Annotated in this window: 8 protein-coding genes and 3 pseudogenes; all 11 read right to left on the reverse strand. The window is 63.2% G+C overall.

Features of this window, described 5'->3' with window-relative positions; genetic code table 11:
• Positions 1–83: 83 nt before the first annotated feature.
• Positions 84–1550: a succinylglutamate-semialdehyde dehydrogenase gene (gene astD / locus ACZ5KU_RS24715; protein ID WP_192842724.1), complete on the reverse strand. Its 1467-nt coding sequence runs from the start codon at positions 1548–1550 to the stop codon at positions 84–86.
• The gene (gene astA / locus ACZ5KU_RS24720) at positions 1547–2572 is read right to left on the reverse strand and encodes an arginine N-succinyltransferase (protein WP_054058793.1); all 1026 of its coding nucleotides are present in this window, start codon (positions 2570–2572) and stop codon (positions 1547–1549) included. Before astA ends, astD begins: the two co-directional genes overlap by 4 nt.
• Before the next feature lie 72 nt (positions 2573–2644).
• Positions 2645–3661, reverse strand: a complete 1017-nt coding sequence (aruF, locus tag ACZ5KU_RS24725) for an arginine/ornithine succinyltransferase subunit alpha (protein WP_464736406.1) — start codon at positions 3659–3661, stop codon at positions 2645–2647.
• Between the two features lie 139 nt (positions 3662–3800).
• The gene (locus ACZ5KU_RS24730) at positions 3801–5021 is read right to left on the reverse strand and encodes an aspartate aminotransferase family protein (RefSeq protein ID WP_054058795.1); all 1221 of its coding nucleotides are present in this window, start codon (positions 5019–5021) and stop codon (positions 3801–3803) included.
• Between the two features lie 326 nt (positions 5022–5347).
• Positions 5348–6340, reverse strand: a complete 993-nt coding sequence (gene argR / locus ACZ5KU_RS24735) for a transcriptional regulator ArgR (protein WP_054058796.1) — start codon at positions 6338–6340, stop codon at positions 5348–5350.
• A 124-nt stretch (positions 6341–6464) separates the two neighbouring features.
• Positions 6465–7228, reverse strand: a pseudogene (locus ACZ5KU_RS24740) (ABC transporter ATP-binding protein).
• A gap of 28 nt (positions 7229–7256) precedes the next feature.
• Positions 7257–8369: a succinylglutamate desuccinylase/aspartoacylase family protein gene (locus ACZ5KU_RS24745; RefSeq protein WP_054058798.1), complete on the reverse strand. Its 1113-nt coding sequence runs from the start codon at positions 8367–8369 to the stop codon at positions 7257–7259.
• A 1-nt stretch (position 8370) separates the two neighbouring features.
• A complete protein-coding gene (locus tag ACZ5KU_RS24750) occupies positions 8371–9069 on the reverse strand; it encodes an ABC transporter permease (RefSeq protein ID WP_054058799.1) in 699 nt (232 codons plus the stop codon).
• Entirely contained in the window at positions 9066–9755 is a 690-nt protein-coding gene (locus ACZ5KU_RS24755) for an ABC transporter permease (protein WP_054058800.1), read from the reverse strand. The genes ACZ5KU_RS24750 and ACZ5KU_RS24755 overlap by 4 nt, the downstream gene beginning before the upstream one ends.
• Positions 9756–9843: 88 nt before the next feature.
• A pseudogene (locus tag ACZ5KU_RS24760) lies at positions 9844–10619 on the reverse strand (ABC transporter substrate-binding protein).
• Positions 10620–11194: 575 nt separating this feature from the next.
• Positions 11195–13149: pseudogene (gene acs, locus ACZ5KU_RS24765) on the reverse strand (acetate--CoA ligase).
• Between the last annotated feature and the right edge of the window lie 328 nt (positions 13150–13477).

Below are 13477 nucleotides of genomic sequence, written 5' to 3' on the forward strand. Positions count from 1 at the left end.
AGGCCACTCGCGAGGGCGAGGCCGGACACCCGGCCTGTGGGAGCGGGCTTGCCCGCGAACGGGGCCCGCAGGCCCCACACGATTCAAAGTTTCACACCCGGCGTCAGGCTCGCCGGCACCACCAGGCTCGGCGTCTCCAGCGAAGCCACCGGGTACGCGCAATAGTCCGCCGCGTAGTAGGCACTGGCGCGATGGTTGCCCGAGGCCCCTACTCCGCCGAACGGCGCGCTGCTCGCGGCGCCGGTCAGCTGTTTGTTCCAGTTGACGATCCCGGCCCGGCTCTGCAGCCAGAACTGCCGGTAACGCTCCTCGGAATCGGACAGCAGGCCCGCCGCCAGGCCGAACTGGGTGTTGTTCGCTTCGGCGATCGCTGCATCGAACCCGCTGTAGCGAATCACCTGCAGCAACGGCCCGAAGAACTCTTCGTCCGGACGCCCGCTCACCGCCGTCACATCGAGAATGCCGGGCGTCAGCAGTGCGGCACCGGCTTGTGGCTGGGTCATCGCCAGCAGCGCCACGGCACCGTTGGCCAACAGGTTCGCCTGGGCCTCCATCAACGCCCGCGCCGCCGCCAGGGAGATCACCGAGCCCATGAAAGGCGCCGGCTGCCGGTCGAACGCGCCGACCTCGATGTTGCCGCTGACCTCGACCAGTCGCGCCAGCAACTGGTCGCCCCAGGCCCCTGCCGGTACCAGCAGGCGACGGGCACAGGTGCAGCGCTGGCCGGCGGAGATGAACGCCGACTGGATGATGGTGTAGACCGCCGCATCCAGGTCTTCGACCTGATCCACCACCAGCGGGTTGTTACCGCCCATTTCCAGGGCGAGGATCTTGTCCGGGCGCCCGGCGAACTGCTGGTGCAGGTGATTGCCGGTACGGCTGGAACCGGTGAAGAACAGGCCGTCGATCCCCGGGTTGCCCGCCAGGGCGATACCGGTCTCGCGGGCCCCCTGCAGCAGGTTCAACACACCCGCCGGCAGCCCGGCCTCGATCCAGCACTTGACCGTCAGCTCGGCCACCTTCGGGGTCAGCTCGCTCGGTTTGAACAACACGCTGTTACCGGCCAGCAACGCCGGGACGATATGCCCGTTGGGCAGATGCCCAGGGAAGTTGTACGGGCCGAACACTGCCACCACGCCGTGGGGCTTGTGGCGCAACACCGCGCTGGCATCGCCCAGCGGTCCGCTTTTCTCGCCCGTGCGCTCACGATAGCTCTGGATCGAAATGGCGATCTTGTTGACCATGCTGGTCACTTCGGTGGCCGCTTCCCACAGTGGCTTGCCGGTTTCCTCGCCGATGCAGCGGGCCAGTTCGTCGGCATGCCCTTTCAGGCTGGCGGCAAAGGCTTCGAGTACGACGATGCGTTCATCCAGGCTGCGTTGCGCCCAGGCCGGGAAAGCCTCACGGGCAACCTGCACGGCCTGCTCGACCTGCGCCGCGCTGGCGCCGTTGCCGCTCCACAACACCTGCTGGGTCACCGGGTTCAGCGATTCGAAGGCCTCGCCCTGGCCAGCGTGCCATTGGCCTGCGATGTAAAGCGTGCTCATTATTTCGACTCCCGGGAAGCGGATAGCGCTACGGCGCGGACCGAATCGCCCGCACTCAATTGAAGACGTTTGGCGGTCAGCGGATCGACCACCAGGGTGCCCGCCGCCAACCGGGCGGGAGCGGCCGTGATGCGGCAGTCTTCGCACTTGCGGTTGTGAATCAGGAACGGCGTGGCGTCGTCACCTGGCGTACCGATGGCCAGCACCAGCGCCTGGCTGTCGCGTACCGCACGGATCTTGCCGGTCTCGCACTCCACCGCCGGGCCGGCGTCGAAAATGTCGACGTAGCCCTGGTAGCTGAAGCCTTCGCTCCTGAGCATCGACAGGGCCGGTTCGGTATCGGTGTGCACCTTGCCGATCACCGCCCGCGCGCCTTCGGAAAGGAAGCAGGTGTACAGCGGGAATTTCGGCATCAGTTCGGCAATGAACGCCTTGTTGCCGACGCCGGTCAGGTAGTCGGCCTGGCTGAACTCCATCTTGAAGAAGTGCCGCCCCAGGCTTTCCCAGAATGGCGAACGCCCGTCCTCGTCGGACATGCCACGCATCTCGGCAATGATCTTCTGCCCGAACAGTTGCGGGAACTCGGCGATGAACAGCATCCGCGCCTTGGCCAGCATGCGCCCGTTGAGGCCGCTGCGATAATCGGCATGCAGGAACAGCGAACACAGCTCGGAGTTGCCGGTCAGGTCATTGGCCAGGAACAGCGTCGGAATCTCGCGGTAGATGTTCAGCTCCTGGGAGGCGCTGACGGTCAGGCCGACGCGGAAGTTGTACCAGGGCTCGCGCAGGCCGACGGCCCCGGCGATCGCCGAGATACCGACGACCCGGCCGTTGTCGTCTTCGAGCACGAACAGGTAGTCCGCATCGCCACGCCCGGCTTCGCCACGGAAGGTTTTCTCCGCCCAGCCGACACGGTGGGCCAGCCGCGCCTCGTTGGCCGGCAAGGTGGTCAGGCCGGTACCGGTGCTGCGGGCCAGGTCGATCAGAGCGGGTAAATCGCTGCTGCGTACGGGACGAACGATCATGCTATCTCCTCAAACGGGCACCGCCTGGCGGCTCCCGCGAAACTCGCTGTAAGGCTGCTTTCGATACCGGCGTCAGACCGCCACCAGGCGCACGCTGCCACCTTCGCCGACACCCAGGGCCTCGGCCGCTTCCTGATCCAGGGTCACCGGCTTGCCAGGGGCATAGTCGAGCTCCAGCAGCACCGCACGGTAATCCTGGAGCTGGCCATTGGAGACCAGGTATTGGCGACCGGGATTGCCGGTATCACCGACCCTCACCGGCACCACGCGGCTCTGGGCGATCGAACGGATGCCGCTGACCCGCGCATGCAGGGTCGGACCGCCGTCGAAGATATCGATGTAGTGATCGGTCTCGAAACCTTCGCGCATCAGGATGTCGAAGGTGATCTGTGCCCGCGGGTGCACCTGGCCCATGGCTTCCTGGGCGGCGTCCGGCAGCAGCGGCACATAGATCGGATAATGCGGCATCAGCTCGGCGAGAAAGGTCCGGCTCTTGAGCCCGCAAAGGCGCTCGGCCTCGGCGTAGTTCAGGTCGAAGAAGTTGCGACCGATGGCGTCCCAGAACGGCGAGTCGCCATTTTCATCGCTGTAGCCGACGATCTCGGTCACCACCGAGTCGGCAAAACGCTCCGGATGGCTGGCCACGAACAACAGGCGTCCGCGGGAGTTGAGTTCGGACCAGGCAGAGCCCACCAGTTCCGGTACCACGTAGAAGCTGGTCAGCAGGCTGTTGCCGGTCAGGTCGTGGCACTGCGAGAGCACGTGGATCTTGTTGTGGATCTTCAGCTCGCGGGAGGCGTGCACGAAGGTCTCGTTGCGGAAACTGTAGAAAGGCTCCGAGTAGCCGGCCGAGGCAACGATCGCCGAGCAGCCGGCGAGCTTGCCGGTATCGGTGTCCTCGAGCACGAAGAAATAGCTTTCCTCGCCGTTGAAGCTGACCTCGGCGGCGAACGACGCTTCGCTGGCGGCGATCTTGTCGCGCAGTCGATCCTCGTCATCCGGCAGGGAAGTGACACCAATGGGGCTGTCGGCGGCCAGACGCCGTACCTCGTCCAGGTCAGCCATTTGCGCGGGGCGCATCACCAGCATGGTGTCACTCCTTAACTTGAAGAACAGGCCGGCGACAGCGCCGGCGCAGGGAAAAAAATGCCGGGCATGCCCGGCACAGGAATAATCTGTCCGTCGCCGGCCGACCGGCACGACGACGCAATTGCCAGCACTCGGCCGATCAGGCCTGGGTCAGCTTGGCGACAGCACGCTCGAAACGGTCCAGGCCTTCGCGGATATCGGCGTCCTCGACCACCAGGCTTGGCGCAAAGCGCACCACGTCCGGGCCGGCCTGCAGGACCATCAGGTTCTCCTGCTCGGCAGCGTTGAACACATCCTTGGCCTTGCCTTTCCAGGCATCGGCCAGTACGCAGCCGAGCAGCAGGCCCATGCCACGGACCTGGGTGAACAGGCCGTACTTGGCGCCGATCTGCTCCAGGCGGGTCTTGAACGCGTCGTGCTTGGCGGCAACGCCATTGAGCACTTCAGGTGTGTTGATCACGTCGACCACCGCGTTGCCGACGGCACATGCCAGCGGGTTGCCACCGTAGGTGGTGCCGTGGGTGCCGACCACCAGGTGCTTGGCCAGCGCCTCGGTGGTGAGCATGGCGGCAATCGGGAAACCACCGCCCAGGCTCTTGGCGCTGGTGAGGATGTCCGGGGTCACGCCGTACTGCATGTAGGCGAACAGCTTGCCGGTCCGGCCCATGCCGCTCTGCACTTCATCGAACACCAGCAGCGCGTTGTGCTGGTCGCACAGCTCGCGGGCACCCTGCAGATAAGACAGCTCGGCCGGCAGCACGCCGCCCTCGCCCTGGATCGGTTCCAGGACCACGGCACAGGTCTTGTCCGAAACCGCGGCCTTCAGTGCCGCCAGGTCGTTGTACGGCACATGGGTGATACCGGTGATCTTCGGGCCGAAGCCATCGGAGTACTTCGACTGGCCACCGACGTTCACGGTGAACAGGGTACGGCCGTGGAAGCTGTTGAGCGCCGCGATGATCTCGTACTTTTCCTCGCCGAAACGGTCGAACGCCACGCGACGGGCCAGCTTGAAGGCGGCCTCGTTGGCTTCGGCGCCGGAGTTGCAGAAGAACACGCGTTCGGCAAAGGTCGCGTCCACCAGCTTCCGGGCCAGGCGCAGGGCCGGCTCGTTGGTGAACACGTTGGAGACGTGCCACAGGTTGTTGGCCTGCTCGGTCAGGGCCCCGACCAGCGCCGGATGCGCGTGGCCCAGGACGTTCACCGCAATCCCACCGGCAAAATCGATCAGCTCACGACCGGACTGGTCCCACACTCGGGAACCGGCACCACGCACGGGAATGAAAGCCGCAGGTGCGTAGTTGGGAACCATTACCTGGTCGAAATCGGCGCGTTGCACCGGAGCTTGCTCAACGGACATCGGAGTCTCCTGAAGAGGAACGCCTGCCTGAAACTGGCGAGCGATGGAGGGATTGTAAGGACAGATTTCGGTCCGGCCTTGCCGCCAAGCGACAACTTCTTATAGCGCCAAACCGGGTTTTGCCGGGGTTTTCGGCAATGCGACAAATAGCTTCGCAAAGGCGCAGTTTAAACGGTGAGAGGCTTTTCATGCAGAGTCGCGACAAGGAGATTTTCGACTGACGAACCCTGCGACGTGATTTTTAGAAAAATGCCGCGAATCCGGATGGGCAGCCCATCCGGTCAGCGGGAGGGCAATCGCCAGCACAGCGATGCCGAGATCGGGGCTCAGCCGCGCTCGGCGGGAACGGAGGACAGCTCGAACGGGCTGCTGCTGCGCCGCTGATTGCGATCCTCCCGCGGCGTGGCGCCGAAGAAGTTGCGGTAGGCGCTGGAGAAATGCGGCCCCGAGGAGAAACCGCAGGACAGGCCGATCTGGATGATCGACTTGCTGGTCTGCATCAGCATCTGCCGGGCCTTGTTCAGGCGCAGCTCCAGGTAGTACTGGCTGGGGACGCGATTGAGGTACTGCTTGAAGATCCGCTCCAGTTGCCGGCGGGAAACGCAGACATGCTGGGCGATTTCGTCGGTGGTCAGCGGCTCTTCGATATTGGCTTCCATCAGCAATACCGCCTGGGTCAGCTTCGGATGGCTGGAACCCAGGCGATTCTGCAAGGGAATACGCTGGCGCTCGCCGCCCTCGCGAATGCGCTCGACCACCAGCTCCTCGGACACCGCACCGGCCAGCTCGGCACCGTGATCCCGGGCCAGCACCGCCAACAGCAGGTCCAGCACCGACATGCCACCACAGGCCGTCAGACGGTCACGATCCCAGTCGAACAGATGGCTGGTGGCGATCACCTTGGGGAAGCGCTCGGCGAAGTCATCCTGCCAACGCCAGTGCACCGCGGCGCGGTATCCATCGAGCAGGCCCAGTTGGGCCAGTGGATAGACCCCGGCGGACAACCCGCCGATCATGCAACCGGAACGCACCAGTTGCTTGAGGGCACTGGCCAGGGCCGGCGCCAGCGCGGCCGGTGGTTCGTCAGCCAGCAGGAACAGTTTCTGGCAGCCCTCGAGCTGGCCAGCCCAGGGCTCCCCCGGCAATTGCCAGGCCGCTGCGGCGGCACCTTGCGCCGGTGTCTCGGCCTGCAGGAATGACAGCTCGTAGATCACTTCCGGATGCACGCGCTGGGCGACACGCAAGGCCTCCTCGGCCAGCGCCAGCGTCAAGGCTTTAGTGCCGGGCCAAATCAGGAAACCAATTCGATGGGCAGTCATGGCGTGCAATCCGAAAGCAGAACAGGGTTAAAGGCCGGGAACGACCTCATCAAAGTAGACCAGGCCGCACACGGCGCGCAGAATGACCTACTTTGGTGCACAGTGGCAGCAGAAAAAGCGACGACTATTTCAGGCTGCCCGACAAAAATTGCTGCAGACGCTCGGATTGCGGATTGACCAGCACCTCGCGAGGATTGCCGCGCTCCTCCACCAGCCCCTTGTGCAGGAACACCAACTGGTTGGAGACTTCACGGGCAAAGCCCATTTCGTGGGTCACCACGACCATGGTCCGGCCTTCCTGGGCCAGGGACTGCATGACCTTCAGCACGTCACCGACCAGTTCCGGGTCGAGAGCCGAGGTCGGCTCGTCGAACAGCATCACTTCCGGTTCCATCGCCAGCGCCCGGGCAATCGCCACGCGCTGCTGCTCGCCGCCGGACATGTGCCCGGATAGGCGTCCTTGCGGTGTGCCACGCCCACCTTGTTCAGGTAGTGCTCGGCCTTCTCCAGCGCTTCCTTCTTCGACACGCCCAGCACGTGCACGGGCGCTTCGATGATGTTTTCCAGCGCGGTCATGTGCGACCACAGGTTGAAGTGCTGGAACACCATCGACAGCCGCGAGCGCATGCGCTGCAACTGCTTGGGATCGGCGGCCTTCATGGCGCCGTCCTTGTTCGCGACGAGCTTGAGCTCTTCGTTGTTGAGCAGGATACGTCCGGCGTGCGGCTGCTCCAGCAGGTTGATGCAGCGCAGGAAGGTACTCTTGCCGGAGCCACTGGAGCCGATGATGCTGATCACATCGCCAGCCTGGGCCGCCAGGGACACGCCCTTGAGCACTTCGTGACTGCCATAGCGTTTATGCAGGTCTTGGACTTCAAGCTTGTACATGCGGTCGGTTCTCACGAAAACAGTCAGGTCAGTCGCTGAGCAGGCGCCCGTGGCGCAGGGGCTCGCGCCCCGCCACCTTGGCCAGCCAGATCGAGGGTTGGGCGTAACGCAGCCGTTCCACGGCAAACAGCACACCGGCCGTGCCGGCACGGACGGTGCTGACCCGGTCGGACAAGGGATCGATCACTTCGAACAAGGGTTCGCCGGGCTCCACCCAACTGCCCACCGGGCACAGGTAGCTGACGACACCGGGATGGGGCGCGTAGAGCAACTCGGTGCCTTCGAACGGCATGGCCTCGCAGGCTTGGTGCTGCGCCGCCGGCCACTCGCCGTCGATCAGCCCCTGCTCGGCCAGGAATGCCAGGATGCCTTCGGCATGGGCCACCGCCGCGTCCGGCCCGGTATCGGCCTGGCCGCCCAGTTCGATGGTGGTGGACATCCCCGCCAGGGGAATCGCGGCCTGCGGGAAGCGCCGCGACAGGCGCAGCCAGGGCAGCGAACAGGCTTCGTCGAACGAGGTGCCGCCGGAGTCCTCCGCCACCAGCGCCACCCGCACATTCAGGTGCGCGGCCAGCGAGCGCCATTGCGGCCAGTGCTGCGGCAGCGCATACAGGTGCAGCGCCGCCTCGCAGTCGCAATGCAGGTCCAGCACGATGTCGGCATCACAGGCGTGGCCGAGCAGAATCCGCTGCATGCCCTGCAACGGGCTGTCAGCCGGCGGCAACGCGGCCAGCACATCGCGCATGGCCTGGCGAATCAACTGCACGTTGGCGTGGGGGTCGTCACCCAGTCGACCGTCGACCAGCGCCGCGACCGGCTCGCTCAGCTCGACGAAATCGCGGTTGAAATTCTTGCCGCTGGAGTACTCGAAGCGCCCCTGGTGATTGCCTTGCAGCAACTGGCCAAGCCCAATCGGGTTGGCGACCGGGACCAGCTCGACGACGCCCTTCAGGGCCCCGCGGGCCTCCAGCTCGGCGAGGCGCTTCTTCAACTCCCAGGCGGTACGCATGCCCGGCAGTTCGTCGGCATGCAGGCTGGCCTGGATATAGGCCTTGCGTTCACCGCTGCCGAAACGGAACACCGACAACCGACGCTCGGTACCCAGGCTGCCCCAGGGCAGCGAATGATCGATACGTTCCATCTCAATGCTTCCGTGGAGCCAGGTAGCTCAGCCAGCGGCGCTCGGCCAGCTTGAACAGGCGCACCAGGATGAAGGTCAGGCACAGGTAGAACACACCCGCGGTGATGTAGGCCTCGAACGGCAGGTAATACTGCGCGTTGACGGTACGGGCGGCACCGGTGATGTCGATCAGCGTCACGATGGAGGCCAGGCTGGTGGTCTGCAGCATCATGATCACTTCGTTGCTGTACTGCGGCAGCGCCCGACGCAGGGCCGACGGCAGCAGAATGCGCCGATACATCTTGTAGCGGGACATGCCGACCGCCTTGGCCGCCTCGATCTCGCCATTGGGCGTAGCCTTGAGGCTGCCGGCGATGATTTCGGCGGTGTAGGCGCTGGTGTTGATGGCAAAGGCCAGGCAGGCGCAGAAGGTCGCGCTCGACAGCCATGGCCAGAGGAAGCTTTCGCGCACCACTTCGAACTGGGCCAGACCGTAGTAGATCAGGAACAGTTGCACCAGCATCGGTGTGCCACGAATCACGTAGGTGTAGAGCCAGGCCGCACCGTTGACCAGCGGCTGTTTGGAGACCCGCATCAGCCCCAGCGGTACCGCCACCAGCAGGCCGAAAAACAGCGACAGGGCCAGCAGTTTCAGAGTGGTCAGCAGGCCGCCGAGGTACAGCGGCATGGCTTCCCAGACGACGTTGTAGTCGAAGATCATAGATCAGCCGCCCTTACGCCTACCGAGTAGCGCTTCTCGAGGTGACGCAGTGCCAGCAACGAGACACTGGTGATCACCAGGTACATCGCCGCCACTGCAAGAAAGAAGGTGAAAGGCTCACGGGTGGCATCCGCCGCCTGCTTGGCCTTGAACATCATGTCCTGCAGACCGACCACGGAAATCAGCGCGGTCGCCTTGGTCAACACCAGCCAGTTGTTGGTGAAGCCGGGGATCGCCAGGCGGATCATCTGCGGCACCAGCACCCGGAAGAACACCTGCAGGCTGCTCATCCCGTAGGCCATGCCGGCTTCGGCCTGCCCCTTGGGGATCGCCATGAAGGCACCGCGGAAGGTTTCCGACAGGTAGGCGCCGAAAATGAAACCCAGCGTACCGATACCGGCGACCAGCGGATTGAGATCGATATAGTCGTCATAACCGAGCAGCGGCGCGACGCGGTTGATCAGATCCTGGCCGCCGTAGAAGATCAGCAGGATCAGCACCAGATCGGGGATACCACGGATCACGGTGGCGTACAGGTCACCGAGCCGGGCCAGCCAGCGTACCGGCGACAGGCGCAGCGCCACCCCGATCAAACCCAGAACAATGGCCAGGGCCATGGACGACAAGGCGAGCTGAAGCGTCAGCCAAGCGCCATCGAGGATGACAGCCCCGTAGCCTTTCAACATGATTCAGGTCCTCGAAAATTGGGATGAAAAAATGGCGCAAACCGCAGGGATCCTGTTGCTTGCGCCATTTCGGACGAGCTGGCGAGATTTACTTGCCGTAAATATCGAAGTCGAAGTACTTGTCCTGGATCTGCTTGTACTTGCCGTTGGCACGGATCGCGGCGATGGCGGCGTTGATCTTGTCCAGATCGGCCTTGTCACCCTTGCGCACGGCGATACCTACGCCGTCACCGAAGTATTTGACGTCGGTGAACTGCGGCCCCACGAAAGCGAAACCCTTGCCGGCGTCGGTCTTCAGGAAACCGTCCTGCAGCAGGGTGGCATCAGCCACGGTGCCGTCCAGGCGACCGGCTTCCACGTCCAGGTAGATCTCGTTCTGCGAACCGTACGGCTTGACTTCGGCCCCCAGCGGCTTGAGCACTTCCTCGGCGAAACGATTGTGGATCGAGCCACGCTGCACGCCGATCTTCTTGCCCTTGAGCTCGACCAGGCTGTCGCTGACCACGGTGCCTTCCTTCATGACCAGGCGGGCCGGGGTGTTGTAGTACTTGTTGGTGAAGTCGACGGACTTCTTGCGATCGTCGGTGATCGACATGGACGACAGGATCGCGTCGATCTTGCGGACCTTCAGCGCCGGGATCAGGCCATCGAACTCCTGCTCGACCCAGACACACTTGACCTTCATCTCTTCGCACAGGGCGTTGCCGATGTCGTAGTCGAAACCGACGATGCTGCCGTCCGGGCCTTCGAGGCGAATGGAGGGTAGGCCGCTTCGATACCAATTTTCAGAGGCTTTTCATCGGCGAATGTAGGCAGCGACAGCACGGACAGTGCCAGGGCGCCAAGAAGCACGAGTTTCTTCATCTTAGGACTCCATCGGTAAAGGGCAAAAACGGCAGAGTGAGCGCGAGCCCAATATGCGAAGGGTGAACAGGGATTACGGCGCCGCGTCCTGCGAGGGCCGATTGGGCGGCGGTCCATGCACAACGACCAGCGAGTGATCGGCATTCTAACGACAGGCCCGAAGTCGATATTTCCTCAATGCGACAAGTAATTACAGAAGCATCGAGAATGCCGACCCGGCACATTGACAGCCCTTGAAATTCATGCAAGGGCAAAAGAAAGGCAACCGATCTACGCTGCAAATTGCGGGCCTATTATTCGCAAAGCCTTCTATTACGGCAAGCGCGGTGTGCGACGAGGCTCTTTTCGACCGATATCGTCAGCCGAAATCGGGCAAAAGCGTTTCCCTATGCCCCGAATGCGGGCGACAGGTGACATATTTGGTTACTTCGCAGTGCATGGGTAACAAGAAGAAACGTCCCACGACAAAAACCGATATTTATCTCTTTTCAATCACCCATCCGATAGCCCTCCTCCAGAATGAAAAAGCCCCGCCCGGCTCATCGCCGGACGGGGCCTTATGTGCCTGGGCAGCCTTAGGCGACGTTCATAGTCTTGTGGGTGTCGATCAGGTGCTGCACCACGCTCGGGTCTGCCAGGGTCGAGATATCACCCAGCCCATCGTATTCCGCCGTGGCGATCTTGCGCAGGATACGGCGCATGATTTTCCCCGAACGGGTCTTGGGCAGGCCCGGCGCCCATTGGATGACATCCGGCGAAGCGATCGGTCCGATCTCGCGGCGTACCCAGTTCTTCAGTTCCAGGCGCAGCGCTTCGCTCGGCTCCTCGCCACTGTTGAGGGTGACATAGACGTAGATGCCCTGCCCCTTGATATCGTGCGGCACCCCACCACGGCCGCTTCGGCGACTTTCGGATGGGCGACCATGGCGCTTTCGATTTCGGCGGTGCCCATGCGGTGGCCGGAGACGTTGAGCACATCGTCGACACGGCCGGTGATCCAGTAGTAGCCATCCTCGTCGCGGCGCGCACCGTCGCCGGTGAAATACATGCCACGGAAGGTCTTGAAGTAGGTGTCGACGAAGCGGTCATGGTCGCCGTACAGGGTACGCGCCTGGCCCGGCCACGAGTCGAGGATCACCAGGTTGCCTTCGGCCGCCCCTTCGATGATGTTGCCCAGGTTGTCCACCAGCGCCGGTACCACGCCGAAGAACGGACGGGCCGCGGAACCTGGTTTGAGGGCGTGGGCCCCCGGCAGCGGGCTCATCATGTTGCCGCCGGTCTCGGTCTGCCACCAGGTATCGACGATCGGGCAGCGCGACTTGCCGACATTCCTGTAGTACCAGTCCCAGGCTTCCGGGTTGATCGGCTCACCCACCGAGCCGAGCAGGCGCAGGCTGCTGCCGTCGGCCCCTTCGACTGCAGCCGAACCCTGGGCCATCATGGCGCGGATCGCCGTCGGTGCGGTGTAGAGGATGTTGACCTTGTGCTTGTCGACGATCTTCGCCACCCGGGTGATATCCGGATAGTTCGGCACGCCCTCGAACAGCACGGTGGTCGCGCCGTTGGCCAGCGGGCCGTAGACGATGTAGCTGTGGCCGGTGACCCAGCCGACGTCGGCGGTGCACCAGTAGATCTCGCCCGGACGGTAGTCGAACACACGCTCGTGGGTCAGGGCCGCATACAGCAGGTAACCGCCGCTGGTGTGCTGCACCCCCTTGGGCTTGCCGGTGGAACCGGAGGTATAGAGGATGAACAGGGCCTCTTCGGCGCCCATCTCCTTGGGTGCGCAGACGCTGCCCGCCACTTTCATCAGGTCCTCGAACCAGATGTCGCGATGCTGGTTCCACTTGATGTCGCCACCGGTGCGCTTGCACACGATGACCTTCTGGATGCTGTTGGTTTCCGGGTTGGTCAGGGCATCGTCGACGTTGGCCTTGAGCGGGATCTTCTTGCCGGCGCGTACGCCTTCGTCGGCGGTGATCACCACCTTCGAGCGGCAGTCGATGATCCGACCGGCCAGGGCCTCCGGGGAGAAACCACCGAACACCACCGAGTGGATCGCACCGATCCGCGCACAGGCCAGCATGGCCACCACGGCTTCGGGAATCATCGGCATGTAGATGGTCACCACGTCGCCGCGATGAACGTCCTGGCCACGCAGGGCGTTGGCGAACTTGCAGACCTGCTCGTGCAGCTCGCGATAGGTGATGTTGCGCGAGTCGGCAGGATCGTCGCCTTCCCAGATGATCGCGACCTGGTCGCCGCGCTCGGCCAGATGGCGGTCCAGGCAGTTATAGGAAACGTTCAGGGTGCCGTCGGCGAACCATTTGATATCGACGTGATGATCGTCAAAGGAAGTCCGTTTTACCGTGGTGAAAGGCTTGATCCAGTCGAGACGCTTGGCCTGCTCGCGCCAGAAGCCATCAGGGTTGACGACCGACTGCTGGTACATCGCCTTGTAGGTCGCCTCGTCGGTCAGCGTATTGGCCAGAACCTCAGGGCGAACGGGGTACAGGGAAGCCGCACTCATCTTTCTTACCTCGGTGACATAGTTGTTGTTTTATGGCCCTGTTGTAGCCGGGCTGACGCTGCCGGACCATTCGACGATGGTAGTAACAAAACCCTACAAAACGTCGTGAATACCGCCAACAGGGCTCAAGCACGTGGCCTGTGGCGATATTCGGCCCAGGGAAAATATCTTCGGGCAGGACGTTTTTCGACGATTGTTACAGGTTTTGTCAATAGTCTTTATCAAAAGCCCACCTGTATGAACGACTGGCGCACTCTTAAAATCAACTTCGCCAACTAAGGCAACGAATTAACCAGACGACAGCCCCCACGAAGGCCGTTAATTCGAA

The organism is Pseudomonas sp. Tof1, assembly GCF_055390395.1.

Excerpts from the sequence above, each read along its gene's own strand:
- astA (WP_054058793.1), bottom strand. The coding sequence starts at position 2,572 with ATGATCGTTCGTCCCGTACGCAGCAGCGATTTACCCGCTCTGATCGAC.
- aruF (WP_464736406.1), bottom strand. The coding sequence starts at position 3,661 with ATGCTGGTGATGCGCCCCGCGCAAATGGCTGACCTGGACGAGGTACGG.
- ACZ5KU_RS24730 (WP_054058795.1), bottom strand. The coding sequence starts at position 5,021 with ATGTCCGTTGAGCAAGCTCCGGTGCAACGCGCCGATTTCGACCAGGTA.
- argR (WP_054058796.1), bottom strand. The coding sequence starts at position 6,340 with ATGACTGCCCATCGAATTGGTTTCCTGATTTGGCCCGGCACTAAAGCC.
- ACZ5KU_RS24745 (WP_054058798.1), bottom strand. The coding sequence starts at position 8,369 with ATGGAACGTATCGATCATTCGCTGCCCTGGGGCAGCCTGGGTACCGAG.
- ACZ5KU_RS24750 (WP_054058799.1), bottom strand. The coding sequence starts at position 9,069 with ATGATCTTCGACTACAACGTCGTCTGGGAAGCCATGCCGCTGTACCTC.
- ACZ5KU_RS24755 (WP_054058800.1), bottom strand. The coding sequence starts at position 9,755 with ATGTTGAAAGGCTACGGGGCTGTCATCCTCGATGGCGCTTGGCTGACG.